Source organism: Nocardioides sp. Z43_10 (assembly GCF_059766615.1).
In genome coordinates this window covers 256,365-281,286 of sequence record NZ_JCBAJY010000007.1, presented here as the reverse complement: position 1 = coordinate 281,286, position 24,922 = coordinate 256,365, and the positions used below count along the sequence as shown (strand labels likewise).

26 protein-coding genes are annotated in these 24,922 nt (G+C 68.4%); 5 read left to right on the top strand and 21 right to left on the bottom strand.

Annotation, left to right across the window (positions count from 1 at the left end):
- Positions 1 to 463: 463 nt before the first annotated feature.
- The 14 genes from AC6EI4_RS14860 to AC6EI4_RS14795 all read right to left on the bottom strand — a co-directional run bounded on the left by AC6EI4_RS14860 (position 464) and on the right by AC6EI4_RS14795 (position 13,846).
- Positions 464 to 3,340: an aconitate hydratase gene (locus AC6EI4_RS14860; protein ID WP_498451918.1), complete on the bottom strand. Its 2,877-nt coding sequence runs from the start codon at positions 3,338 to 3,340 to the stop codon at positions 464 to 466.
- A 257-nt stretch (positions 3,341 to 3,597) separates the two neighbouring features.
- The gene (locus AC6EI4_RS14855) at positions 3,598 to 3,921 is read right to left on the bottom strand and encodes an alpha/beta fold hydrolase (RefSeq protein WP_498451917.1); all 324 of its coding nucleotides are present in this window, start codon (positions 3,919 to 3,921) and stop codon (positions 3,598 to 3,600) included.
- Positions 3,922 to 4,102: 181 nt separating this feature from the next.
- Positions 4,103 to 5,245 carry an alpha/beta hydrolase gene (locus AC6EI4_RS14850; protein ID WP_498451916.1) on the bottom strand — a complete coding sequence of 381 codons (1,143 nt, stop codon included), beginning with the start codon at positions 5,243 to 5,245 and terminating at the stop codon, positions 4,103 to 4,105.
- Between the two features lies 1 nt (position 5,246).
- Positions 5,247 to 6,002: a VOC family protein gene (locus AC6EI4_RS14845; protein WP_498451915.1), complete on the bottom strand. Its 756-nt coding sequence runs from the start codon at positions 6,000 to 6,002 to the stop codon at positions 5,247 to 5,249.
- 47 nt (positions 6,003 to 6,049) lie between these two features.
- Entirely contained in the window at positions 6,050 to 6,883 is an 834-nt protein-coding gene (locus tag AC6EI4_RS14840) for an SDR family oxidoreductase (RefSeq protein WP_498451914.1), read from the bottom strand.
- Between the two features lie 65 nt (positions 6,884 to 6,948).
- Entirely contained in the window at positions 6,949 to 7,224 is a 276-nt protein-coding gene (locus AC6EI4_RS14835) for a hypothetical protein (protein WP_498451913.1), read from the bottom strand.
- On the bottom strand, positions 7,221 to 7,769 hold the full coding sequence (locus tag AC6EI4_RS14830) for an aromatic-ring-hydroxylating dioxygenase subunit beta (RefSeq protein WP_498451912.1): 549 nt from the start codon (positions 7,767 to 7,769) through the stop codon (positions 7,221 to 7,223). Before AC6EI4_RS14830 ends, AC6EI4_RS14835 begins: the two co-directional genes overlap by 4 nt.
- Before the next feature lie 2 nt (positions 7,770 to 7,771).
- The gene (locus tag AC6EI4_RS14825; RefSeq protein WP_498451911.1) at positions 7,772 to 9,070 is read right to left on the bottom strand and encodes a Rieske 2Fe-2S domain-containing protein; all 1,299 of its coding nucleotides are present in this window, start codon (positions 9,068 to 9,070) and stop codon (positions 7,772 to 7,774) included.
- A gap of 110 nt (positions 9,071 to 9,180) precedes the next feature.
- Complete coding sequence (locus tag AC6EI4_RS14820) at positions 9,181 to 10,380, bottom strand: NAD(P)/FAD-dependent oxidoreductase (protein WP_498451910.1); 1,200 nt, start codon at positions 10,378 to 10,380, stop codon at positions 9,181 to 9,183.
- On the bottom strand, positions 10,377 to 10,562 hold the full coding sequence (locus AC6EI4_RS14815) for a ferredoxin (RefSeq protein WP_498451909.1): 186 nt from the start codon (positions 10,560 to 10,562) through the stop codon (positions 10,377 to 10,379). The genes AC6EI4_RS14820 and AC6EI4_RS14815 overlap by 4 nt, the downstream gene beginning before the upstream one ends.
- Positions 10,563 to 10,719: 157 nt before the next feature.
- Positions 10,720 to 11,574 (bottom strand): alpha/beta fold hydrolase, encoded by an 855-nt coding sequence (locus AC6EI4_RS14810; protein WP_498451908.1) that lies wholly within the window; start codon positions 11,572 to 11,574, stop codon positions 10,720 to 10,722.
- A complete protein-coding gene (locus AC6EI4_RS14805) occupies positions 11,571 to 12,524 on the bottom strand; it encodes a DODA-type extradiol aromatic ring-opening family dioxygenase (RefSeq protein WP_498451907.1) in 954 nt (317 codons plus the stop codon). Before AC6EI4_RS14805 ends, AC6EI4_RS14810 begins: the two co-directional genes overlap by 4 nt.
- Before the next feature lie 10 nt (positions 12,525 to 12,534).
- Complete coding sequence (locus AC6EI4_RS14800; protein ID WP_498451906.1) at positions 12,535 to 13,077, bottom strand: cupin domain-containing protein; 543 nt, start codon at positions 13,075 to 13,077, stop codon at positions 12,535 to 12,537.
- Between the two features lie 31 nt (positions 13,078 to 13,108).
- Entirely contained in the window at positions 13,109 to 13,846 is a 738-nt protein-coding gene (locus AC6EI4_RS14795) for an SDR family NAD(P)-dependent oxidoreductase (RefSeq protein ID WP_498451905.1), read from the bottom strand.
- Between the two features lie 97 nt (positions 13,847 to 13,943).
- On the opposite strand from AC6EI4_RS14795, the gene AC6EI4_RS14790 reads away from it, so the two are divergent.
- A complete protein-coding gene (locus AC6EI4_RS14790; protein ID WP_498451904.1) occupies positions 13,944 to 14,591 on the top strand; it encodes a PadR family transcriptional regulator in 648 nt (215 codons plus the stop codon).
- A gap of 313 nt (positions 14,592 to 14,904) precedes the next feature.
- On the opposite strand, the gene AC6EI4_RS14785 is transcribed toward AC6EI4_RS14790, so the two are convergent.
- Positions 14,905 to 15,288 carry a hypothetical protein gene (locus AC6EI4_RS14785; protein ID WP_498451903.1) on the bottom strand — a complete coding sequence of 128 codons (384 nt, stop codon included), beginning with the start codon at positions 15,286 to 15,288 and terminating at the stop codon, positions 14,905 to 14,907.
- Positions 15,289 to 15,427: 139 nt separating this feature from the next.
- Between AC6EI4_RS14785 and AC6EI4_RS14780 the strand changes: the two genes are divergently transcribed.
- Complete coding sequence (locus AC6EI4_RS14780) at positions 15,428 to 16,609, top strand: hypothetical protein (RefSeq protein WP_498451902.1); 1,182 nt, start codon at positions 15,428 to 15,430, stop codon at positions 16,607 to 16,609.
- Entirely contained in the window at positions 16,606 to 17,700 is a 1,095-nt protein-coding gene (locus AC6EI4_RS14775; RefSeq protein ID WP_498451901.1) for a hypothetical protein, read from the top strand. Before AC6EI4_RS14780 ends, AC6EI4_RS14775 begins: the two co-directional genes overlap by 4 nt.
- Positions 17,701 to 17,722: 22 nt before the next feature.
- Here the strand turns inward: AC6EI4_RS14775 and AC6EI4_RS14770 are convergent, their stop codons facing one another.
- Together AC6EI4_RS14770 and AC6EI4_RS14765 are read right to left on the bottom strand one after the other, a co-directional pair.
- Positions 17,723 to 18,970, bottom strand: a complete 1,248-nt coding sequence (locus tag AC6EI4_RS14770; RefSeq protein ID WP_498451900.1) for a class I SAM-dependent RNA methyltransferase — start codon at positions 18,968 to 18,970, stop codon at positions 17,723 to 17,725.
- 4 nt (positions 18,971 to 18,974) lie between these two features.
- Positions 18,975 to 21,029, bottom strand: coding sequence for an APC family permease (locus AC6EI4_RS14765; RefSeq protein ID WP_498451899.1), 2,055 nt, complete (start codon positions 21,027 to 21,029; stop codon positions 18,975 to 18,977).
- A 116-nt stretch (positions 21,030 to 21,145) separates the two neighbouring features.
- Between AC6EI4_RS14765 and AC6EI4_RS14760 the strand changes: the two genes are divergently transcribed.
- Entirely contained in the window at positions 21,146 to 21,808 is a 663-nt protein-coding gene (locus tag AC6EI4_RS14760; RefSeq protein ID WP_498421696.1) for a potassium channel family protein, read from the top strand.
- Between the two features lie 25 nt (positions 21,809 to 21,833).
- Positions 21,834 to 22,505 (top strand): potassium channel family protein, encoded by a 672-nt coding sequence (locus AC6EI4_RS14755; protein WP_498451898.1) that lies wholly within the window; start codon positions 21,834 to 21,836, stop codon positions 22,503 to 22,505.
- 41 nt (positions 22,506 to 22,546) lie between these two features.
- Here AC6EI4_RS14755 and AC6EI4_RS14750 read toward each other — a convergent pair whose 3' ends face one another.
- From AC6EI4_RS14750 to dut, 4 genes are read right to left on the bottom strand one after another with little or no spacing between them, the layout of a single operon-like run.
- The gene (locus AC6EI4_RS14750; RefSeq protein WP_498451897.1) at positions 22,547 to 23,284 is read right to left on the bottom strand and encodes a DUF3159 domain-containing protein; all 738 of its coding nucleotides are present in this window, start codon (positions 23,282 to 23,284) and stop codon (positions 22,547 to 22,549) included.
- Entirely contained in the window at positions 23,281 to 23,646 is a 366-nt protein-coding gene (locus AC6EI4_RS14745) for an OB-fold nucleic acid binding domain-containing protein (RefSeq protein WP_498421699.1), read from the bottom strand. The genes AC6EI4_RS14750 and AC6EI4_RS14745 overlap by 4 nt, the downstream gene beginning before the upstream one ends.
- Positions 23,647 to 23,654: 8 nt before the next feature.
- Entirely contained in the window at positions 23,655 to 24,332 is a 678-nt protein-coding gene (locus AC6EI4_RS14740) for a DUF3710 domain-containing protein (RefSeq protein WP_498421700.1), read from the bottom strand.
- A gap of 27 nt (positions 24,333 to 24,359) precedes the next feature.
- A complete protein-coding gene (gene dut, locus AC6EI4_RS14735; RefSeq protein WP_498421701.1) occupies positions 24,360 to 24,869 on the bottom strand; it encodes a dUTP diphosphatase in 510 nt (169 codons plus the stop codon).
- Positions 24,870 to 24,922: the final 53 nt, after the last annotated feature.

Here is a 24,922-nt window from a genome sequence, read left to right as displayed (position 1 = left end):
CACGCGCACCACCCCAACCACCACCATCAGGTGACGATCAGGCGCCGGGGCAACCTGCAGAAACTTACCCGATCCGCCCCACCCGGTCAAACCGGCGAGAACCAGACCGCCCCTCCCCCAGACACACCGCAACCGGGCCAGCCAGCCACACCCCGAAAGGCAAGACCCGACCACCCCAGCAGGAGCATCAGAGAGAGAAGATCAACCGGAGCCGGGAGCCCGCACCCTCTTCAGGGCCTTGCTCCCCGCCGCTCTCGGCGACAGACAGAACATTAGCCCCGCCCCTGCTGGCCGGGCAAATCGAGAGCGCGTGACCCCCGGCACAGACCCGAGGGGCGAGCTCGCCGCTCGCAGAGCGTGTCTCCCGGCGGCCGCGACCGGGTCCCAGGAGACGCGGAAGGCCCGCCGTCCCCGGGGGGACGACGGGCCTTCCGGTGCTCGCGTTGAGGCCGTCAGAGGGCTCTCAGGCGCCGCGCAGGCTGCGCAGCACGTACTGCATGATGCCGCCGTTGCGGTAGTAGTTCGCCTCACCGGGGGTGTCGATGCGGACGACGGCGTCGAACTCGACGTCACCGGCCTTGACCTTGACGGTGCGCGGGATGCGCCCCTCGTTCAGCTCGGTGACCCCGGTGAAGCTGAAGGTCTCCTCGCCGGTCAGACCCAGGGACTCTGCGGTCTGGCCCTCGGGGAACTGCAGCGGCAGCACGCCCATGCCGATCAGGTTCGAGCGGTGGATCCGCTCGTAGGACTCGGCGATGACCGCCTTGACCCCGAGCAGCGCGGTGCCCTTGGCGGCCCAGTCACGCGACGAGCCGGAGCCGTACTCCTTGCCGGCGAGCACGACCAGCGGCGTACCGGCGGCGATGTACTTCTCCGAGGCCTCGAAGACGGTGGTGACGTCGCCGTTCCCGGTGAAGTCGCGGGTGAACCCGCCCTCCGTGCCGGGAGCCAGCTGGTTGCGCAGCCGGATGTTGGCGAACGTGCCCCGGATCATCACCTCGTGGTTGCCGCGGCGCGAGCCGTAGGAGTTGAAGTCGCGCTGCGAGACACCGTGCTCGGCGAGGTACTTGCCCGCCGGCGAGTCCTTCTTGATCGCACCGGCCGGCGAGATGTGGTCGGTGGTCACCGAGTCACCGAGCTTGAGCAGCACCCGGGCGCCCTCGATGTCGGTGACCGCCTCGGGCTCCGCCGGCATGCCGTCGAAGTACGGGGGCTTGCGGACGTAGGTGGACTCGGGGTCCCACGCGAAGGTCTTGCCCTCGGGCGTGGGCAGCGAGCGCCACTGCTCGTCACCGGCGAAGACGTCGGCGTAACCGTCGTCGAACATCTCCGAGGTGATGGCGCTGGCGACGACCTCCTCGATCTCGGCGGCGGTCGGCCAGATGTCGCGCATGTAGACGTCGTTGCCGTCGGTGTCCTGACCCAGCGGGTCGTTGAACAGGTCGACGTCCATCGAGCCGGCCAGGGCGTAGGCCACCACCAGCGGCGGGGAGGCCAGGTAGTTCATCTTGATGTCGGGGTTGATCCGGCCCTCGAAGTTGCGGTTGCCCGACAGCACCGAGACGACCGCGAGGTCGTTGTCGTTGACGGCCTGGCTCACCTCGGGGATGAGCGGCCCGGAGTTGCCGATGCAGGTCGTGCAGCCGTAGCCGACGAGGTTGAAGCCCAGCTTGTCCAGGTACGGCGTGAGGCCGGACTTCTCGTAGTAGTCCGAGACCACCTTCGAGCCGGGCGCCAGCGTCGTCTTGACCCACGGCTTGCGCTCGAGGCCCTTCTCCACCGCCTTCTTGGCCAGCAGGGCGGCGCCGATCATCACCGACGGGTTCGAGGTGTTGGTGCACGAGGTGATCGCGGCGATGGTGACTGCGCCGTGGTCGATCGTGAACTCCGTGCCGTCGGCCAGGGTGACGCGTGCCGGGTTCGAGGGACGTCCCTCGGCGGAGGCCGCGGCGTGGGTGTGCCAGTCGTCGGGCGCACCGGAGCCGTTGCCGCCGCCGGCCCCGCCGTTCGAGGCGGGGGCGTCACTGGAGGGGAAGGACTCCGCGGAGGCCTCGTCGACCTTGGAGGTGACGCCGAAGGGCTGCTCCTGGGCGGGGACGCCGGGCTTGCGGTCCTCGGTGCCGGTCTCGTCGGCGCTGACGTAGTCGGCCAGGGCCGTGCGGAAGGCGGGCTTGGCCTCGGTGAGCGAGACCCGGTCCTGGGGGCGCTTCGGGCCGGCCAGGGACGGAACGACCGTGGCCAGGTCGAGCTCGAGCTTCTCGGAGAAGCGCGGCTCAGCGGCCGGGTCGTGCCACAGGCCCTGCTCCTTGGCGTAGGCCTCCACCAGGGCGAGCTGCTCGGCGGAGCGGCCGGTGAGCTCGAGGTACTTGGTGGTCTCCTCGTCGATCGGGAAGACCGCGATCGTGGAGCCGAACTCGGGCGACATGTTGCCGATGGTGGCGCGGTTGGCCAGCGGCAGCGCCGAGACGCCGGGGCCGTAGAACTCGACGAACTTGCCGACGACGCCGTGCTTGCGCAGCATCTCGGTGATCGTCAGCACCAGGTCGGTGGCGGTGGCGCCCTCGGGGAGGTCGCCGTTCAGCTTGAAGCCCACGACGCGCGGGATCAGCATGGAGACCGGCTGGCCGAGCATCGCGGCCTCGGCCTCGATGCCGCCCACGCCCCAGCCGACGACGCCGATGCCGTTGACCATCGTGGTGTGCGAGTCGGTGCCCACGCAGGTGTCGGGGTAGGCCTGGAGCTCGCCGTCCACCTCGCGGGTGAAGACGGTGCGCGCCAGGTGCTCGATGTTGACCTGGTGCACGATGCCGGTGCCCGGCGGGACGACCTTGAAGTCGTCGAAGGCGCCCTGGCCCCAGCGCAGGAACTGGTAGCGCTCGCGGTTGCGCTCGTACTCGATCTCGACGTTGCGCTCGAAGGCCTCGGGCGTGCCGAACACGTCGGCGATGACGGAGTGGTCGATGACCATCTCGGCCGGTGCCAGCGGGTTGATCTTCGCCGGGTCTCCCCCGAGGTCGGCCATCGCCTCGCGCATCGTGGCGAGGTCGACGACGCAGGGCACGCCGGTGAAGTCCTGCATGATCACGCGCGCGGGCGTGAACTGGATCTCCTTGTCGGGCTGCGCCGTCTCGTCCCAGCCGGCGAGCGCCTTGATGTCGTCGGCGGTGATGTTCGCGCCGTCCTCGGTGCGCAGGAGGTTCTCCAGCAGCACCTTCAGGGAGTACGGCAGGGACGCGACGTCCAAGCCTTCCCCGGTGACTGCGTCGAGGCGGAAGATCTCGTAGGACTTCCCGTCCACATCGAGAGTGCTCTTCGCACCAAAGCTGTCCTGACTGGCCATCAGCCATCTCCTCGTGACGTCTTCATGGGTTCGCTCGCGCCCATCTTGCCGCCGCCGCGGAGGGCACGAAAGGAAGGTTCCCCTTACCCGGGTGCCGCTCCCCTGGTCGGCAGTGCGACCGTCGCGAGCGAATGTATCTCGATATCAAGATACACGATGTCGAGGCACAATCGGAAACCACCTGCCCGGGTGAGTAGACCGCCCGCAGAGACAGCCGCAGGCGCACCCCACCCGAAGCAGCGCTCCCTAGCGCCCCGCTACTTGAGGTCCGCGTCGTCGAACAGGTGCGCCGTTGCGCCGGGCACGCGCGCTGCGAGCCACTGCCCTTGAGCGTAGGGACCCATCGCGTCCTGTCCGCCTTGCCAGACCGACACGGGCACCCGGATCTCCGCCATGTCGAAACCCCCACAGCGCGACCAGCGCCAGTCCGTCGTGCACGCCCCGACCGACCCCTGGGCACCGGCCGCCTGCAAGCTTCGGCTGAGCCAGTCGGAGTACGCCGGGGTGAGCGCAGCGGGGTCCACCGCCGGCAACAACCCGCCCAGCGCCTCGAGCAACTCCTCACCGGTCGCGGCGAGCATCGGCATGACCTCGTCGACGACATATCGCTCGTAGGCCTCAGGCCCCGCTGGGCGGCGGCGCACTCCACGACGTCCTCCTGCGCTATCCCGGCGAACCCAACGGCACGGGTGGTCACCCCTCAGGGCCGTGTAACTCCCGATCGCCATCGGCTCGACGTACCGGGACGGACAGGGGTCGGATTCAAAGGTGCTCGTTGACCCAGTCAGGGATGAACGAGGCGCCGATGGCTTCGTTGTCAGCGCCAGCGTGCGCGGATCCACCCGAGTCGTGGGTGAAGAGGTGGAACTCCCGGTACGAACTGTTGACCGCGTTCTCGTACTGGGGCGTGGCGAACTCCATCGGGATCTGTTTGTCGTCTTCGCCGTGGGTGACCAAGAAGGGCACGGTGATCCTGTCGACGACACCCTCAAGCGTCATGCTCGGTGCCCAGGCCATGAACTCCTCAAGTGAGTTCTTGTTGAAGACCCATTGGACGTGAGCCCAGTAGTGCGGGACCGGGTTCTCACCCTCGCGCTGCAGACGACGTTTCTGCAGTTCACCCCAGTTGTAGTTGGCTCCCCAGACCGCGCACAGCTTGAGGCGCTTCTCGAACGCCACTGCCCGCGGGGCAAAGTAGCCGCCCAGAGAAACGCCCATCATGCCGATCCTCTCGGCGTCGACCCCGCTATGGGTCTCGAGATAGTCCACCGCCGCCGAGGCCCACGCTTCGCTGTCGTGACGGCCGTAGAGGCCGCGCTTGCGGATGGCTCCACCGGTGCCCGGCTGGTCGACAATAAGGGTGTTAATGCCTCGCCGGGCGAACTCGTGGGCGATTCCCGTGCCGTAGAGCATCTCCTTCATGCTGTCGAGGCCGTTGCAGAAGATCATTGTGCGAGCCGGGCGCTCGCTGGCTTCGGCGCGGATGAAGAGCGCGGGGAACGACGTGTCCTGGTACGGGATCTCGACGACCTCCACGGGAAGTTCGTCGTACTCGATGGCCTTGCCGTAGGTCTCGACCATCTTGTCGTAGGCGCTCTGTCGATCAGGGAACTCGGGACTCTGCATCCGCTCCGCGACGAGGTAATAGATCCAGGCACGGTTGTAGAGCGAACCGGCACCGAGACGACGACCATGCGCGAGTTCCTGCTCCGCGCGGGCGACCAAGGAGTCGGCCTTGTCGACCCACGACTTGAAGAACTGGTGTGTGCCAGCGTCGTCGCCCTGCTTCGAGATCTCCAGCAATGGCTTGCAGATCTGGTCGATCTCGCCGATCTTGGCGCCGCAAGTCATGGCGATGTTGACTGACAGGTTCCAGACGTAGTTGGTAGGGAAATACTGGAACATCTCAGAGCTTGCCTTCTGCCTTCATCTGCTCGGCCCACGGTCGGCTCTGCAGATCGGAGAGCGGCACCCCAGCCTCGTAATGTCCGAGCAACTTCTCCATGTCGACCGGCAAGTAGATGCGGTCGTAGTCACCGGTGGTGCCCATCATTCGCTCGAGCCCCTTGAACATGCCGACCATTGCCTGGCCCTTCGTTGCCGCGAACTGGGCGAGCATCTCAACCCGATTGAGGTCGGGGTCCAGGTAGTCGATGGTGAAGTCGAACGGGCTCAGGCGGGTCGTCAGGGGCCAGATGCCGAGCTCGTCGTGAACCCGGCGAGCGGTGATGAGCAGATCCTCCATGGTGCGGAAGCGCCAGTTCATGTGCTCCAAGCGGCAGGGACGCTGCGGAAGGGTGCGAGGCTCGACGCCCTCGGGCACCTCGACCTCCGTGCGGACGTCGAGCTCCATGGCGCGGGGGCGGTTGCCCTCGTAGGCGTTGACGATGCCGATGCGGTGGTTCTCGTCGTCGTGGCTCAGGGCGATGAACTCCCAGGAGCCGTAGTCGGTCTTCCAGACGTATCGCAGGTTCAGGACGGTCTGGTAGAAGCGAACCAGGTCGTCGACACCAGGGCCCTGGTGGAAGACGGAAAGATGGAGGATCTCCTCCGGCACCGGGAAATCCGCGTGGTCGGGACCGCCCCAGAACTTCTGCTCAGTGGAGTTCCATTGATTCGGATGCGCCTCGTTGGTGGCTGCGGAATGTGCGGTTTCGGTCATGGTCGTCTTCCTGTTTCTGCCTGGTCGCGGCGGGTAGGGGCGGACCGTCAGCCGATGCCGCCGCTGGTGTCCCGGTGGGGTGCACTGAGGAACGGCCGGTTGAGCGCCCCTTGGTCAACGACGAAGACCTGTCCCGTGACGATCTTGTTCTTGTTCGAGGCCAGGAAGGCGTAGAGCGGGCCGTGATCCTCCGGCGTCGGTAGCTCTTCGAGGAGGCTGACCTCCCGGAAGAGGTTGAGGAACGCCTCCTTGGGAATGTCGGACTGCTTGTAGCCGTCCAGACCGAGGGCTTCGGGACCGCGCAACTCGCTTCCCGCGAAGCCGGCCGGAGCGAGTCCGTTGACCCGGACCTTCGGAGCGAACTCCAGGCCGAGCTGCCCGATGAGGCTTCGGACCGCGCCCTTGGTGGCCGTGTAGAACAGGCCGCCGCCGTCTGCCATGAAGGCGGCGACAGACGCCGTCAGGACGATCGACCCGCCGGCCTTCTCGAGCTCGTCCACGAAGACCCGGGCCGCGAGGATGTAGGACATCACGTTGATGTGGAAGAGCTCGTCGAAGGTGCTCTCGACCTTATCGAGCGGCATCTCCTTCAGGGGAATGTTGCCGTCGAAGACACCCTGACAGCCGACGTAGGCGTCGAGGCGCCCGAAGCGCTCGAGGACGGCCTTCTTGGTGGCCTCGAGGTCCGTCAGCTTGGTGGCGTCGCCCTGGATGACCAGGACGTCATCGCCGAACTCTTCCTTCAAAGAAGTGACCTTGTCAGGGACGATCTCGAGGATCGCGAGTTGCGCGCCCTCGCTGCGGAAGTGGCGGGCCACGCCACGGCCCATTCCGGAGCCACCGCCGGAGAGAAGGACGACGTGGTTTTCGAGCATCGACATGGTGATCCTGTTCTTGCTGATGAAGTCTGTTGAACGTGCCCGTCGGACCGGCTTCGCCATGTGCCTCAGCGCGACGGGTCAGTTCCGGTGGTGTCGGGGCCAATGGAGGCGGTGAGGAGTCGGGAGAAGTCCTCGGGGGTCTGCCAGGTCAGGCTCTCGAGCTGGATCGCGTCGAGCAGGATCTCCGATCCACGCCGGTAGGAGGCGAGGCGCAGCCGCTCGCCGTTGCGGGTGTAGACCTTCTGGAGGCGGACCTCCGCGAACTCGTTGACGATCGTGATGATCGGGCCGTCGGGGGTGACGTCGCCGGTGGTGCCGGTGGTGACGTGGTCGGTGGTCACAGGAACACTCCGAGGTTGGGCGTGCCGAGGATCGTGTGGGTGAAGAACACCTCGCGGCGGGCGATCTTCCACCTGTCCCCGACCTTGATCACCTTGTCGACCCGGTCAGCGAGGAGCAGGTCGTACTTCACGCGGTCCCATTGCGAGCGGTAGAGAAGGAGGTAACTCTTGACAAGGAGTTCATCGGTGGCGGTTTCCTCGATCCGGATGTTGCTGACCAAGCGGCGTGTGCGTGAGGCCGGGTCCTCGGCCCATGCGTGCTCGGTGAGCAGGCGGTTCACGCGGGCCTTCATGGTGTTGTAGGTCTCGCGCATGTGGAAGCTGTCAGTGGCGAACTCTGACGCTCCTGGTTTGCGCTCACGGGTAGTTCGGACTGGGACCAGGTATTCAAGGCTCTCGGCGAGGCAGGTGTTGAACCAGTCGACGTAACGCGTCTGGTCGAGCAGCTCGGCCTCGGTGTAGAGCAACTGCGCGACCTCACGTTCGGTCTGCAGGTCGACCAGAGGAGGAAGAATCACGCCGTCCGTGATCTCGAAGGACTGCATGCTCACTGTCCCGACACCGCCTTCTGCCACTGCTTCCAGAATCGAAGCTGGTTGTATTCGTCGTAGGAGGTCGTGGTCGCGACCCCGGGGAACTTCCAGTCCTCGACCAAGCCGAACCCTCCGGGAGTGCCCTGGCCGAGCTGGTAGTTGAGCTTCATCGTCTGGCGCGCGAAGACCGACGTGCCGACGTCGGCCGGGCCTTCCCAGGCGACGGTGTCGTCCTGCTCGAACATGCCGGCGGGACCGAACGAATTGATCGCGGTGTCATAGGACAACCTGTTGAAGTCGGCAGGAGCGTCGATCCACTCCATGGGCCAGTTCCAGATCTCGGTCTCGTCGTGGGCGTAGGGCTGCCACTGCCGCAGCGCGGTCATGAGCACCGGTGGAGTTGTCTCGGCGTCATATACGCCAGGGGCGTGGATGATCGAGAGGTTCGGGAAGACGGTGAAGACCGTGGCGCACCAGCCGTTCTCGATGAACTCCCGCTGTTCAGGCTTGAGTTTGTCGAGCTCGAAGGTGTCGGCAACCTCCTGGGGCCAGCCGCCGTACTGCCACATCGGCGGAGGCAGGAAGCCGCGGCTCGCGACGATGCTGTGGCCACCGTCGACGGCGATGTGGAACTGTCCGGAGAGGGCGTCGTCGATGTGCGGAAAGACGCCGGTCTCCTCGCCGGAGCGGTGCAGATGCGGCACATGGTAGGCGTCGCCACCGAAGTTCTCCGCCCCCGACTTCCAGTTCGCGCCGGCGATCCATCGCTGCGGGTCGCCGACGACGCGCATGCCGGTGGAGTTGAGACCGAAGGTGACGTCGAGGTACCACGCCATGTCACCCAGGTACTCCTTGAGCGTGATCGCCTCGGGGTCGAGGTTCACGAAGATCAGGCCCTGGTAGGTGTCCAGGTGTGGCGCCTTGCGAAGGCCCCACTGTTTGGGGTCCATCGTCCGGGGATAGGCGTTGACCCGGTGCGGGGCGCCGTTCCAGTCACCGTTGTTCTTGTAGATCCAGCCGTGGTACGGGCAGCGGAAGTGCGAGCTGTTGCCCTTCTCGGCGTGGCACACGGCCGTGGCCCGGTGCATGCAGCTGTTGAACAGGAGGTTTATCTCGCCACTTTCATCGCGGGCGAGGATGAACTGGTCCTTGCCCACGTAGCGAAGGACGTAGTCGCCAGGGTTGGGGATTTCGGTGACGTGACCGACGTAGACCCAGCTCTTGGCAAAGATTCGTTCCAGTTCGAGCTGGTGCAGCTCGGGATCGGAGAACGCGCGGATGGGGAGAACTCCGCTGTCGAGGTCGGTGGCCACCTCGGTGAGGAACGCATCGATGTCCCCCTGGCTGTGCTGTTGTGCCGTCATCTCTATTCCTGTTCCTTTCCAGACTCGGCCTAGTGCCGAGTGGCGAGGTGGTCTTGTGGTCAGCCGGCCGTGATCGAGTTGCGGGCTGCGTTGAGTTCCGTGAGGAGGCGTCGGCGGAGCTGGAACATGCTCCGCGGTGAGTTGAAAGAGATGGCCCCTACGTCGCAGCCGTCGCGTTCATAGATGGCGAGGAGTTGGCGAGCCTCCCGCGAACCCTCGACGATCCGCACGGCGTCGGTCGGCCGCGGGCGTCCGATGACCTCGATCTTGATGCCGAACTGCTCGGACCACACGAAGGGCAACGAACCGAAGCCGTCGCCTTTCTCGCCACGGGCAATGGCCTTGGCGACATAGGTCGCCTGCTCCCCCACGTTCGTCCAGTGCTCGACCCTCATCCGTTCTCCGAGCAAGACGTTGTAGAAGTTGCAGACATCTCCGATCGCGTACACCCCGGTAGCAGCGCTCAGGTGTTCGTCACACACGACGCCGTTCTGCAGGTGCAGGCTGGAACTCTGGAGCCAGTCCACGCTCGGACGAGCCCCGATGCAGACGAGGACCGAATCGGCCTCGATGAAGGAGCCGTCTGCCAGACGGACGCCGCGCACTCGCTCGTCCCCTTCGACGCCGAGCACGCTCACCTCGTGGTGAAGCTCTACCCCGGCGTCGTCGAAGATCGCCTTGGTCATGTCGCCGAAGAACGGTCCGATCGCGCGGGCCAACGGGGCTTCGGTGTTGTCCAGAATGGCCACGTCCACGCCGACCCGACGGGCACTGTAGGCAACCTCGGCGCCGAGGAACCCGGCGCCAACGATGGCCAGGCGCTTTCCAGGCTTCAGATCCGCACGTAGGGCGACGCAATCGCCCCAGGTGCGAAGCTGATGCACACCGAGGAAGGAACCCCAGTCGTCGAAGATGAGCGGGGCGCTTCCGGTGGCGATGATCAGCGAGCCGTAGACCAGGTCTTCCCCCGTGCTGAGCGAGACCGTCTTGGAGGGGACATCCAGGGCGGTTGCCCATACCCCGAGGCGAGTCTCGACGTCCAGGTCACTCAGCTGTGCCTCCGAGATCAGCAGTTTTGCTACCGCATCGGTAAGCAGCAGTTCCTTGGAAAGCGGCGGGCGGTCGTAGGGAAGCTCCAGTTCACCGCCCACCAGGACGATGCGGCCTCGGTATCCGTGGTCGCGCAGCGCCTGGACGACGCGTGCCCCGCCAAGAGAGGCACCGACGACCACGACGGGCGCATCGGGAGGCTGGATCATTCCGCGAGCGCCAGCGCGTGCGCCGGGCACTCGCGAACGCCCTGACGCAGGGCGACAAGGTCGGCGGGGTTCGGGTCGAGCACGACAACCTTGCCTTGATCGGAGAGGTCGAACACCTCCGGCGCGGCCATCACGCAGTTGCCATACCCCTGGCACTTGTCCAGGTCGACCACGATCTCCATTGATTCCTCCGAAGGTTCGAACCGGCGCCATGAGCGGCGCCCTGATGAGTTGCGGCGCTTGTCAGGCGGCCGCCGTGACTCCCGCCACACGCTAATGCGCAGAACGGCAACATTCAAGAGTTTTCATGTCTGCTCTTACATGTCGAGCATGACAAAATCAAGCCCGCCACCGCCCCACGACGAAATCGACGACGAGTCGCGAGAACGCCTCGGCACGCTCGATCTGAGACCAGTGGCCAGAGCCGTGGAGAAACACCGCATCGGCCGCCGGGATGACATTCACCAGCTCCCAGGTGCGCGCTGGGGGGATCACGTGATCGGCGAGCCCATGGACAAGCAGGACCGGCAACCGAAGTTGCGCGAGCGCTTCGTTGTCCAACGGCAACGCGGCGCGGTCACGTTCTCTTGCCTCGATGACCTGGTCGAGCCGACCCGAGGAGACTTCATGTTCGGCGACCACCTGTCTAGCCACCACCATGGCGTCGGTGACGAGGCCCGGGTCGGTCACGAACCCCTCAAAGGATCGGCGCAGCGCAGAGAACTCCGTATTCGGCGTCGCGTGCGCCCTGATTGCCGCGGTCGGCGCGCTTCCGCCGGTGCCCATCGAGACAACCCCGAGTACCCGGTCGGGGTGCTCGATGGCGAGCAGCAGCGCGATCCATCCGCCGAGCGAGTTCCCGACGAGCCAAGCCTTCTCGATCCCGAGCGCGTCGAGCAGCCGCAGCGTGTGGTCACCCCATTCGCGGATCCCGTACGTCACCCCCGGCGCAGTCACGGTGGCTCCGAAGCCGATGAGGTCGGGGGCGATGGCCCACATGTCGTGCTGGACGGCAGGCAGCGTGAGCCACCAGTTGGCCGCCGCGGATACGCCGGTACCGGATCCGTGCAGGAAGACCACGGGGGTCCCCTGGCCGGTCTGATGCAGATGCGTGACTTCGCCCTCGGCGGTGGGAAGCCAGTCCTCTCGCAGCCCGAAGAACGGATCGGTGGAGTAGTCAGTCGTTCCGATCATGATTCGGACCGCGGCGTCGCTGGCGAAGTGCTGGCGATGATGCCCATTCCGGTGATCCACTTCTTGACGGGCTCGTAGGCACTCCATTCGAGCGGGCCTCCCCATGCGGCAATGGCGGCCGCCCAAGTGCGGATCTCATGCGCACCAGGCCCGCCAAGGTGCATGACGTCCTCCTCGTCGAGGCTCCGGAACACGTGCGGATCGGCGAGGGCACGGGCGAGGAGACTCTGGTCCCAACCGGACTCGACTCGGCCGGTCGCAGCGCCGTCCGCGAGGGCCTGGGCCTTCGCCACGCGTGCGGGCTCCATCTCATCGACGCGGGCCCGACCGTGGATGAGGAAATTGCGCCACTCGGGTGTGATGTTGGGGTCGAATGCGTCGGTGGAGGCCGGCCAGTGCGACATGCCCCCTGATCCGATCGTCAGGACACGATCGGGACCCTCGAAGTGACGGATGGCCTCACCGACCGCCGCACCGAAGTCGAAGGTTCGAGCAAACGACGGCAGCGGCGAGCAACCCGAGTTCACGATGATCGGGACGATCGGGATGTCCCGGTCGGGCACCAGGCGGGCATACACCTGGGTGAGGCCATGGTCGATGCGCAGGTCCAGCGAGATCGCGGGGTCGAAACCGCGATGGACCACGCCGGCGTGAATCGCAGCGGCCAGCGTCCGGGCGAGCGGAAGCTCGCCCTTGGGCGTGTTGTAGTCCCCGACACCCTCGACGCGCTCGAGACCGATGGTGAAGGGCGGCAGGACGTCGTAGAAGACGCCGCGGGCATGGTCCGGGCCAAAGATGACAATCGCGTCAGGCTGCAACTCGGTGATGATGCTCCGCGCGCGATCGACCTCCGCCACGAACGTGCCGCCCTCCTCTCCAGGCACCGGGTCCGGGGCAAGGTTCCACAGGGGCGAGTGAGACAGGTTGATGCTTCCGACCACGTGAGCCATGTCGATCCCCTCAGTGCCCGTCCGGGATGGTGCCGCCGATGAGGATGAAGGCGACCACAGCCCGCGTGTCGGAGCGGTTCGACCACGCGTGGCGCGTGCCACGCTGGATCAAGACCTCACCGGGCTTCATCAGGCGTTCTTCCTCGTCAAGGACGGCCCAGATCTCTCCCTCGAGAACGATCGCGTAGTCCAGTGAGGGGGTGGCGTGGACCTGGTCCGCGACGCCGTTCGCCTTCCAGTCGGCGTCCGGGGGGAACTCGACCATGCGGAAGACCGAGCCACCCGGGGGCGGATCGAGGGTGACGTCACCGCCGACGCCATCGTCGACCGGCCCGTCGTTGATCACCGGAACCTCGGCGTGCTGCCACAGGTTGGTGACGACGAAGGTAGGCGTTTTAGCCACAGTCTGGATCGAAGAGGTCTCGCCGTCCTCGATGAAGACCGCCTTGCCCTCCTCATTGACGCCCGTGACGAGGCGGCGGAAGTGGCGCATTCCGGCGTGGGGGGCGATGCCCGCACCAAGCTGGACGTGGTGTTCTGCGGTGGCAGACATGACGGTTCCTTGCGTTTGGGGTCGGCCGGGGTCAGGGAATGAGGGAGAGTCCGCCGTCGGCGACGACGGTTTGTCCGGTCGTGTAGTTGGCGTTCATCAAGGAGACGATGAGCTCGGCGACGTCCTCGGGTCGGCCAACACGCTTGAGTGGCGCGACCTGGCGGACGTGGTCGTAGAGCGCGTCCCACGCGTCGCCGCTGGTCCAGGGCGTCTCGATGAGGCCGGGAGCGACGGCGTTGACGCGAACCTCGGGTCCGAGGACCGCGCCGAGCAACTTCACCATGTGGTGGAGGGCTGCCTTCGAGACCGCATAGGGAATGCTGCTGCCGCCCACGTCCACGCCGGCGAGCGCTCCCACGAATGTGACTGTGCCATTGCCGCTGGCCCGCAAGGCCGGCGCCGCGGCCTGGACGAGGCGCCAGGGGGTGATGACGTTCATGCCGAGGATCCGGTGCCACACGTCGTCGGTGACAGCATCCAGGTCGGCGTGCGGGATCTTGACCGTGGCGCCAGCAGAGTAAATGACGTCGTGCAGGTGGCCGTGAGCCGTGATGATCTGTGCGATCAGCCGCCCCGGACTCGCCGGGTCCTCCATGTCTGCCTGGACGTAGGTGGCACCGGTCAGCTCCGCAAGCAGCGGCGCAGCCGCCTCCTCGGAGCGAGAACCAGCGACCACCACGGTGTTGCCGTGACCCGCGAGCATGCGTGCGACCTCGGCTCCGATGCCGGAGGTGCCACCGACGACGAGCGATACAGAGTTCCGTGACATGGCACACAACCTAGGTCGAGCGGGACGATCATGCAACTTTTGTCATGATAGTTCTTACATGTCGCGAGATATACACCTGAGCGCTACATTCATCGCTATGTCGTTGGACAACGCGATCTTGGGGTGGCTCTCGACGGGTCCCGGCTCCGGCTACGACCTGGTCAGGCAGATGGACTTGGGTCTCGGCTGGTTCTGGGGGGCCGCGCACAGCCAGATCTATCCGCGCCTGAAGGAACTCGAGGCCCGTGGGATGATCAGGTCCGAGTCCGTAACGGTCGGATCGAAGCTCGAAAAACGGGTCTACTCGATCACCGACGCTGGCCGGCAAGCGGTACGGGAGTGGGCCAGCGAGCCACCCACCTACCCTCCCAACCGGGACAGCGAGCGCCTCCGACTGATCTTCGGAGACGGCAGCGACACGCGCCACATCCGGCGCCACTTCGAGACACACCTGGCGCATTTCGAGTCTCGCCTGAAGGAACTCAAGGAGTTCGCCGCCGTCTTGACCAGTCGACAGCACCCTCGAATCGAGAAGCGGATCGCCGAGGCATCGACCCCTGCCGAGAAGGAGCTCATCCTGGCTGTGCGCGAGATGGCGTACGGCGGCGACATCCAGCGTGCAGAGCTCGAGATCGCCTGGGCGAATTCATGCCTTGCCTGGCTCGACGAATACGAGACGCGGCACGACACCAACGGCGAGGCTGGAGAGCCCGAGCTGGCCGCGACGACCTCGGTCAACGGATAAGCCAGCCACCCACCGCAGGTGTCGCCTCCGACAAGTACACCTGTCTACGGCGCGCAGGCCCGCTCACGCGGGAGCAACCGCTCCGAGCACCCACGGGGATCCCCCCGGCCCTGTGGTTCACTGCTGCGCGGCGAGACCCCCACGGGAGACCCGGCAAGCTCTAACGCCATGTGAGGCCTGATGTGGGCCGGTTCCCGCGGTGCAGGATCGGAGGGAATCGCCCTGGGCCTGCTCCCCCTCAAACACCTAGCGCCGACCCGTCTCAGTCAAGCGAGGTTGCTCCCCCGGAGCTCCGAGACGGGCTGCCAGTCGGCTAGCAGGGGCGGCCAAGCGAGATCGCGGCGATGATGCCTCCGATGCAGATCAGTGCTGAGACGACGGTCACCGCGGGCGCGGCCACGTGCGCCACTCGGCCGGCGACCAACCAGCCTGACGACACCTCGGTGCCGTCTGCCAGGGAGCGTGCTCGACGGGTTGCCACCACCCCGAACAGCAGGGCCACGAAAAGGTAGCCCGAGACCACGAGGGCGAATCCCGGGGTTACCAAGGTCGCGACCACGATCAGCGCGAGCAGCGACGAGACGACCCGAGTAAGACGCTCGACCCCGCGACGGAGCGGTGGGGCAGGCGTCTTCGCCCACGCGATGATCCACCACATCGCCCCGGCTACCGCGGTCGGGCCAGCGATGAAGACCATCTCCCCAACCAGACCGGTCCACCCGACTGCCAACACTGGCTCACGGTCACCGTATGGGACTCCCCCCGCTGCCCTGAGAACGCCGAGCTGAGCGCCCTCGGGAGTTTCGCGGTGGCGGCCGCGGGGGACGGTGCGGCGCATGGACCACGAGAGTTCGGTCGAGCCGGGGGCTGCCACCGAGCTCACCGCGCCCACCGAGCCGGCCCGGCCGGCACCGCCCCGGACCGAGCGGTGGAGCCTGTGGCCTCTGGTCGCCCTGCTGGCGGTGCTCGTGGTCGGGCTCTCGACCGCGCTGGTCGTGATACGGGGCGGTAAGGACGACCGGCCCCGGGCCCAGGTCGGCCAGCTCTTCGACGCGCCGTTCGCTGAGGACGACCTGCCGCACTACGGCCAGGTCCTGCTGCCGTGGGCGCGGACGAAGGCCGGGGCGGGAGACACGCGCGAGGAGCTGCCCGACCTGCTCGGGGCGGAGGCCAACGTGCGGGCGCCTAAGGGTGGCCGCTTCGTGCGGGTCGAGGTGGAGGTCGAAAAGAACTACTTCATCCCGATGACCTCGATCGGCAGGCCCTATGCGCAGGAGACCGAGGTGGTCCTGCGCGCCGACGGGCGCGACTATCCCGTGTCCGGGCGTGATGGGCTCGTCCTGGATCCCAACGTGCCCTTCTCCCGGGGAGGCGGGGTCTGGGTTGCCGTCGATGGTGACCCCGCCGAGCTCGAGGTGCGCGTCACCGTCGACGGCGTGACCCAGGTCGTGCACGCCTCCGATGGGTCCGTCGAGGGCGGACAGGCGAGCCGCCTCGCCGACCTCCCGTCCTCGGAAGAGCTCGCCGAGATGCCGGCGACACCGTGCGGCCCGCCGAGGCGTCTCGACGACAGCGGGATCAGGGTCTACTTCCGAGCCGCCCTGCAGTGCCGCGTCAAGCTCACCCTGCGCACGCCGTACGTCGACGGTCTGGGCTGGGCCGACCAGGGCCGCGAGTTCCTGGTGGTGCACGTCGTCCGCCCCCGCCGCCTATCCCTGGTCAGCGGAAGTGGTGACGCCTCGACGTACTGGGATGCCGGCGATCTGCAGTTCTCAGCGCGCCTCGGCAACGCCGAGCCGCTCTCCCCGCCCGCGGATGTCAACGACCTCAACGCGGGGCCGCTGAGCTTCTCGGACCCCGATGACCCCGAGCAGTTCGTCTTCGACATCGCGGAGGGGAAGCCGACCCCCGCCCTGCGGTTCGACTACCAGGGACCGGCCGTCGACCGCGAGCCCTTCGCCCGCGAGCGGCGGCCCGTGCACTTCCAGTGGACCATCCCGGGCGGAGACCTTCCATGACGACCACCACCCTCACCACCGACGCTCGTCGCAGCGATCGCCTCCGCGCGCTGGCCTCACTCCTGTCGGTAGCACTCGCCGTGGTCGTCCTCGTCCTCGGCATCATGGTGTGGCGCGCGGTCGACGACGGGCCGACGGTCGCGGCCGAGGTGGGCGAGCAGCTGCCGCTGAGCTCGCCGGCCTACGGCCGCTCCGTGACGGTGCAGGTGCCTGGCAGCGAGGTCACGGTCCGGGTCGGCGCCCCCGTCGAGACCCTCGGGCACGAGCTCATGGAGGTCGACTACGGCGACCCCACGTGGGACGAGTCGCAGGACCTGGCCGCCCCCAAGGACGGCAGCCTGATCCCGGTCAGCTGGGAGGTCCGCAAGGTCGGCTGGTCCACGCATCGCGACCCGAACCCGGTCGAGGTCCGCCTCGTCGTCGGCGACCAGCGCGTCGACCTGGCCTCGATCGTGCTCGATGACTCCAGCAGCGACTCCGGTGACGACCCGACCTCGATCGCCGTCGGCATCGAGGGGCGACCCAGCGTCGAGGACCTCACGGTCGAGGTCGAGTACGACGGCCTGACCCAGACCGCCCACGTCGAGTCGGGCGAGATCGATGCCGGCGTGGCCGAGGCGTTGTACGACGGGAACCGCAACTTCTCGACCGCCTGCGCCGAGACAAGCGCGTGCGCGTTCGTCGCCGCGGACCCCGACTCGCCGCTGCGACCGGGACTGGCCACTTACACCTCCAGCCACCTCACCCTCTACCCCTATGACGCGGCGCTCGGGTGGGCCGACGAGGGCACGCTGTGGGCCAACCTCCGGCTCCAGCTCTACCGCGCGAGCACCGTGGAGAACGCTGCCGGTGACACGTGGTTCCCGGCGCGGATGAGTGCGCCTGTCGTCACCCTCGACGGCGCCCAGCCCGTCCGTCGTGAGGGACTCAAGGCCTCGAGCCACGCCGCCCTGGGTCGGGTGGTCTTCGCGGTCGACACCGACGTGGAGCCGCGCGAGCTCGTCTTGGAGCAGGTCCTTTCCTTCACCGGCGCCGGAGCGCCGCAGGATCTGCCGATCCGGTCCCGCCTGCGGCTGATAGGGGTCGGCTGAGAACCGCGGCCCTGACTGGGCGTCACCGCAGGTCAGAGCTGGTTCTCTCCAGCAGCGCGACGCACTCCACGTGGTGCGTCATCGGGAAGAGGTCGAAGGCGCGCAACCCACTGACCCGGTAGCCGTGCTCGGCGAAGATCGCCAGGTCGCGCGCGAGCGCCGCGGGGTCACAGGCGACGTAGGCCACCGCCCGCGGAGCCCGATCGACCACCTGCTCCACGACCTGGCGACGGGCGCCCTCGCGCGGCGGGTCCAGGACGACCAGGTCGAACGGCTCGTCCAGCCCGTCGGCGAGCACCTCGTCCACCGAGCCGTGCTCGACCCTCACCGGCAGGCCGTGCAGGTTCGCCACGGCGTGCTGACACGCCCGGCGGTCGCCCTCGACCGCGGCCACCGAGCCGCCCTCCCCGACCGCCTCGGCGAGGAAGCGGGAGAACAGGCCCACTCCCGCGTACAGGTCAAGCACCCGCTCCCCGGCGCGCGGCTGGAGGAATTCCAGCACGCTGTCCACCAGGACGTCCGGGGCCCCGGGGTGCACCTGCCAGAACCCGTCGGCCTCCACCACGAACTGCTGTCCGGGGGCCTCGTCGTGCTCGACCCCGCGCCCGTGCACGGTCTCGACGACCACGTCGTCGGCGCTCTCCCCCGCGATCCGCGCGTCGGGGTGGGCGATCAGGCACTCGTCGACCGCGATCACCGCGCGGGAGCGGTGCACCCGCATGCCGCGTCCGCCCTCGGGCGTGGTGGCGAACTGCACCCGGGTGCGCCAGCGCAGCCCGTCCACGTCGCCGGGCACGGCCTCGACGGTGACCGGGAGGTCCAGGCCGGCCAGCCGGGCCAGCTGCTCACGCACCACGGCGGCCTTCAGCTCGCGCTGATGGCCGAGCTCCACATGCTGCAGGTCGCAGCCGCCGCAGCGGCCCGGTCCCGCGTAGGGGCACGGCGGGGTGACCCGGTGCGGGGACGGCACCAGCACCTCGACCGCGTCGCCTCGCCAGAAGCGGTCCCCGTCGGTGCCCTCGGTGATCTGCACGACGACCTCCTCGCCGGGGATCGCGTGCCGGGTGAACACCACCCGGGTGCCGGGCGAGCCGTCCGGTGCGGGCGCCGCGGCCGGATCGCTGACTCGTACGACGCAGTGGCCGCCGTGCGCGATCGGCCCCACGGTGGCGGTGAAGCGCTCACCGACCCGGGAGCGACCGCGTTCCTTGCGCGGGCGAGGAGCGGAGTGGCGGGGGCCGGGGCGGCGTGGACGGTGGGAGCGGGTCATCGGATCACCGGGGTGTCTGTCGTCTGCGGGAAGGGGTGTTGGCACGGAGTCGTCCGCGGCGCACGTCGCCGGCACGGACCCGGCTGAGCTCGCGCTCCTCGCGCTCGTGGACGTTGATCGAGGAGTGCAGCTGGTAGGGCACCGAGATCACCATGACGCCGGGGCTGAACAGCAGCCTGCCCTTGAGTCGCAGCGCGGTCTGGTTGTGCAGCAGCTGCTCCCACCAGTGGCCCACGACGTACTCGGGGATGTAGACCGCGACCACGCCGCGGGGGTGGTGGCGCCGGATCTCCGCGGCGTAGTCCACGACCGGCTTGACCAGCTCGCGGAACGGCGAGTGCAGGACCTTCAGCGGAACATCGAGGTTGCGCTCGTCCCACTCGTCCAGCAGCTGGTTGGTCGCCTCGTCGTCGACGCCGACGTAGATCGCCTCGAGCACGTTGGGGCGGGTGGCCTTCGCGAACGCCAGTGCCCGCAGGGTGGGCTTGTGCAGCTTGCCGACCAGCACGATCGCATGGACGCGGGTCGGCAGCACCCCGTCCTGCTCGTCGGCCGCGAGCTCGTCGGAGACCCGCTCGTAGTGGCGCCGGATGGCGCGCATCAGCACGAAGAAGCCGGCCATCGCCAGGATCGCGATCCAGGCGCCCTCCAGGAACTTGGTGACCAGCACGATCACCAGCACGACCGCGGTGAACACCAGCCCGATCGCGTTGATCGCGCGCGAGCGCTGCATCCGGCGGCGCTCGACCGGCGACGACTCGCTGGCCAGGTGCCGGGTCCAGTGCCGGATCATCCCGAGCTGGCTGAGGTTGAAGGAGACGAAGACGCCGACGATGTAGAGCTGGATCAGCCGGGTCACCTGCGCGTCGAAGGCGAGGATCAGCGCGATCGCCATCAGGGCCAGGAACAGGATGCCGTTGCTGTAGGCGAGCCGGTCGCCGCGCGAGCCCAGCGCCCGGGGCAGGTAGCCGTCCTGGGCCAGGATCGAGCCCAGCACCGGGAACCCGTTGAACGCGGTGTTGGCGGCCAGCACCAGGATCACGCCGGTGACGGTGACCACCAGGTAGAAACCGGCCGGGAAGCCGTCGAAGACCGCGGCCGCGATCTGGGCGATCACCGTGTGCTGGTCGTAGCCCGCCGGCAGCATCTCCCCGGTGGCGGTGCGCAGCCGGTCGATGTCGTGGGGATCGACGTACTTCAGCCCCATCTCGCGGGCCAGCAGGGTCACCGAGAGCATCATCGTGATGGCGATGGAGCCGAGCAGCAGCAGCGTGGTCGCGGCATTGCGGCTCTTGGGACGGCGGAACGCCGGCACGCCGTTGGAGATGGCCTCCACGCCGGTCAGCGCCGCGCAGCCCGAGGAGAACGCCCGCGCCAGCAGGAAGATCAGCGCCACTGTGGTCAGCTGGCCCTCGTAGCCCGGCGCCGCGACGATCTGGAGGTCGGCGCTCTCCACCTGCGGCAGCGTGCCGCGCAGCAGTCGGATCAGCCCGTAGCCGCACATCGCGAGCATGGCGAGCATGAAGAGGTAGGTCGGGACGGCGAAGAAGGTCCCCGACTCCCGGATCCCACGCAGGTTCATCGCCATCAGCAGGATCACGAGCAGCGTCGCGAACACCGCCTCGTGCCCGCTGAGGAAAGGCAGGGCCGCCGCGGCGTACTGGGCCCCCGAGGACACCGAGACCGCCACGGTCAGCACGTAGTCCACCAGCAGCGCGCTGGCCACCGTGGTGCCGGCGGTGCGGCCCAGGTTGACGGTCGCCACCTCGTAGTCGCCACCGCCGCTGGGGTAGGCGTGCACGGTCTGGCGGTACGAGGCGATCACCGCGAACATCACCAGCGCGACCGCGATCCCGATCTTCCACGACCACACGTAGGCGGACGCGCCCGCGAGCGACAGCATGATGAAGACCTCGTCCGGGGCGTAGGCCACCGACGAGAGCGCGTCGCTGGCGAAGACCGGAAGAGCAATGCGCTTGGGGAGCAGAGTCTCCCCCAGCTGGGAGCTGCGGAGCTTGCGCCCCAGCAGGATCCTCTTCGAGACGTCGCCGACACTCACGATCGGACACACTAGACCGCCCGCGCACCCGACACTCACATCAACGGCGAACAACTGCGGTGGATGCACGACACGATCGGGTCCGGGGCGGTCCGCCGCTGGGATACGGTGCCCTCGTGCATGTCGTGATCATGGGCTGCGGCCGAGTGGGTTCGACACTCGCGCGCAGCCTCGAGGACCGCAACCACACCGTGTCGGTGATCGACAGCAACCCCGACGCCTTCCGGCGACTGGGCCCGTCGTTCAACGGCGACAAGGTCACCGGCTACGGCTTCGACCAGGCGGTGCTGGCCAAGGCCGGCATCAAGCGGGCAGACGCCTTCGCCGCGGTCTCCAGCGGTGACAACTCCAACATCATCGCCGCCCGGGTGGCACGCGAGACGTTCGGGATCCAGCAGGTGGTGGCCCGGATCTACGACCCCGGACGCGCCGAGGTCTACCAGCGGCTCGGGATCACCACCGTCGCCACCGTCAAGTGGACCGCCGACCAGGTCCTGCGCCGGCTGCTGCCCGCCGGCGCGGAGCCGGATTTCCGTGACCCCTCCGGCACGATCCGGCTCGACCACGTGCCGGTCCCCCAGCGGTGGATCGGTCACCGCACCATCGACTTCCAGCAGCAGTCACGCAGCCGGATCGCCTGGATCGACCGGCTCGGTGAGGGGATGCTGCCCACCCGGGACACGGTGATCCAGGAGGGCGATCTGCTGCACCTGGTGATGCGCGAGGAGTCCGCGGCGCACGCCTACAGCGTCATCGAGAGCGGTCCGGTGCACGAGTGACCGGCCACGAGGCAGGAGAGCACTGATGCGGGTCGCCATCGCCGGAGCGGGTGCGGTCGGTCGCTCGATCGCCCGGGAGCTGATCGAGAACGGCCACGAGATCCTGCTGATCGACAAGAACGCCGAGTCGATCAAGCCCGAGCGGGTGCCGCACGCCGAGTGGCTGCTCGCGGACTCCTGCGAGCTGTCCTCGCTGGAGGAGGCCCGTCTCGACCAGTGCGACGTGGTGATCGCGGCCACCGGAGACGACAAGGCCAACCTGGTCACCGCGCTGCTGGCGAAGACCGAGTTCGGCGTCCCCCGCACGGTCGGGCGGGTCAACCACCCCAACAACGAGTGGCTCTTCACCGAGGCCTGGGGCGTCGACGTGAGCGTGTCCACTCCGCGGATCATGTCCGCGCTGGTCGAGGAGGCGGTGTCGGTCGGCGACCTGGTGCGCCTGTTCACCTTCCGCCAGGGCAACGCCAACCTCGTGGAGATGACCCTGCCCGCGGACTCCCCCCACGTCGGCACCCCCTCGGGGCTGGTGCCGTTCCCGGAGAACTGCGCGCTGGTCACGATCCTGCGCGACGGCCAGGTCTACACACCCGACCCCGAGCAGCCGCTCGAGGCGGGCGACGAGCTGCTGTTCGTGGTGCCCGAGGACGTCGAGGCGGTGCTGGAGCGCCTGCTCGCCCCCGGCACCCACCGGGCCTGAGCCCGCGGAGCCCTCAGCCCGGCACTCAGCCCGCGGAGCACTCAGCCCGCGGAGCTGAGCGGCGTCCGGTTCCGGCTCAGCAGCCAGGCCATCGTCGCCAGCGACGCCAGCTGCAGCGGCCACCCGAGCGCGATCTTGAGGATGCCCAGTGCCGCGACCGCGGTGTCGGCCTCCAGGGCGCCCGAGGAGCCTGCCCACCAGATCGGGGCCTGCAGCAGCACGCGCAGCGCGCACGGCACCACCAGCACCCAGGTCAACCGGGAACACAGGCGCACCACCTGCGAATCACGGTGCCAGGCGGTGGCGTCGCCGGTGACGCTGCCGACCATGAAGCCGACCAGCGGCCAGCCGATCACGCAGGTCAGGCCGAGCACGACGGCGTACCCGCCGTTGTAGAGGATCCCGGGCAGGAAGTAGGCCAGCGCCTGGTCGTCTGCGCTGCCTCCGGAGCTTGCCGACATCCGCACGAAGAGCCAGCCGATGCCGATGCCGAAGATGGCGTTGAGGCAGAACTGGGTGGTGGAGCGCTGGACCACGCGCACCACCAAAAGCAGGCCGGCGACCAGCAGGCTGACCAGCAGCGCAGTCCGCAGGTCGTCCCCGAGCAACCACGTCGCGGTGAACAGCACGGTGGGCACGGCCGCCTCGATCATCCCCCGCCGGCCGCCCAGGGCGCGGGAGAGCTGTTGACGCACCACCGCCTCGACCGTGTCGAGCGAGGCCGCAGCCTGCGGCTCCGGGGCCCCCGCCGGGGGTGTGTCGCGCTCGGGCTGGCTCATGGGCGCAGCTCGTAACGGGGGTTGAACATCACGCGGACGCCCTCCTGGACGCCGATGCGCCCCTCGACCTGCAGGGCGCGCCCCGGGGCGATGCCGGCGATCCGCCGGCGCCCGAGCCAGATCAGGGTGAGCACCCCGGAACCGTCGTAGAGCTCCGCCTCGAGGGCCGGCGCGCCGCCTCGCGGGCGCAGGGTGACGGTGCGCAGGGTCCCGCGGAGCCGGACGCGCTCACGGTCCGGGGCCAGCGCGATGGAGATCCCGCCCGGCTCGCTGTGCGTCTTGCGCAGCTCGCGGGCCTCCTGGTCGCTGGAGCTGGCCCACCGGCTGATCCGCCGACGCAGCGGGCTCCTCTCGGGACTCATCGCGGGCGCTACTCGCTGCTGCGCCGGGCGTTGGCCGGCATCACCAGGGCCAGGGCGTCGCCCACCGGCATGGCGACCGCCCCGCGGCGCACGGCGACGCCCGAGATCGTGGCCTCCCACTCGGCGGCGGCCTCGGGGTCGACGGCCGGGCGGCCGAGCAGCGTGGCGCGCAGCAGCCAGCGGGGGCCGTCGAAGCCGATGATCCGCGACGGCTGGACGGCGGTGGTGCCGTCGGCGCGACGCACGGTGAGCTGACAGGCCAGCTCGGTGCCGAACGGTCCCTCCTGCTCGGTCACCGTGCCGCCGCGCTGCGTCATGTCGGCGGCGATCTGGGGGCGGACGTCGTCCCACAGGCCGCCACCGCGCGGCGCCGCGAACGCCTTCAGCTCCAGCGCGCCGTCGGGGGCGGCGATGACCACCGACTGAACCGCCTTGGTCTTCTCGTCCACCTGCAGGCGCAGCTCGCGCCCCGGCGAGGGAGTGATCAACAGCGAGCCCAGGTCGATGCGCTGCACCCCGTCGGCGAGATCGATCTCGTCGACGTCACGCGGACGCACCTCGCTCTCGCCCGACTGCGCGCTGCCCGGCTCGGCCGACGCGGCGTCGTCAGACCCCGGCCCGGTCGCGGGCGTCTGCGGCTCGGCCGGGTCGGTCTCGACCTGCTGGGACTTGCGACGGAACTTCACTGTGACTCCTCGATCGGGTGCGGCAGGTCAGAGCGGACCGAAACCGCCGGTGGAACCGTAACCCCCGGCGCCACGATCGGAGTCGGGAAGCCGGTCCACCTCGAGGAACGCGGCCCGTTCCACCCGCTGGATGACCAGCTGGGCGATCCGGTCGCCGCGACGCAGCTCCACCGGGGTGGCCGGATCGTGGTTGATCAGCATGACCTTGATCTCCCCACGGTAACCAGCGTCCACGGTCCCGGGGGTGTTCACGATGGACAGCCCGTGCCGCGCGGCCAGCCCCGAGCGTGGGTGGACCAGAGCGACGAACCCGAGCGGGAGCGCGATCGCGATCCCGGTCGGCACCAGCGCCCGCTCCCCCGGCGCCAGGGTCAGGTCGATCGTGGTCATCAGGTCCGCGCCCGCGTCGCCGGGGTGGGCGTAGGCGGGGGCGGGCAGCTCGCGGTCGAGCCGGACCAGCCTCACCTCGACATCACCCGCCTCCGGGCGGGCTTGGCGCTGGTCGACCGAGGGGCTCGGCGGCGGGGTCTGGGTCATGGCCCGACGACCCTATCCAACCCGGGTCGGCACGGCCTCCTGGCTGTCCCATC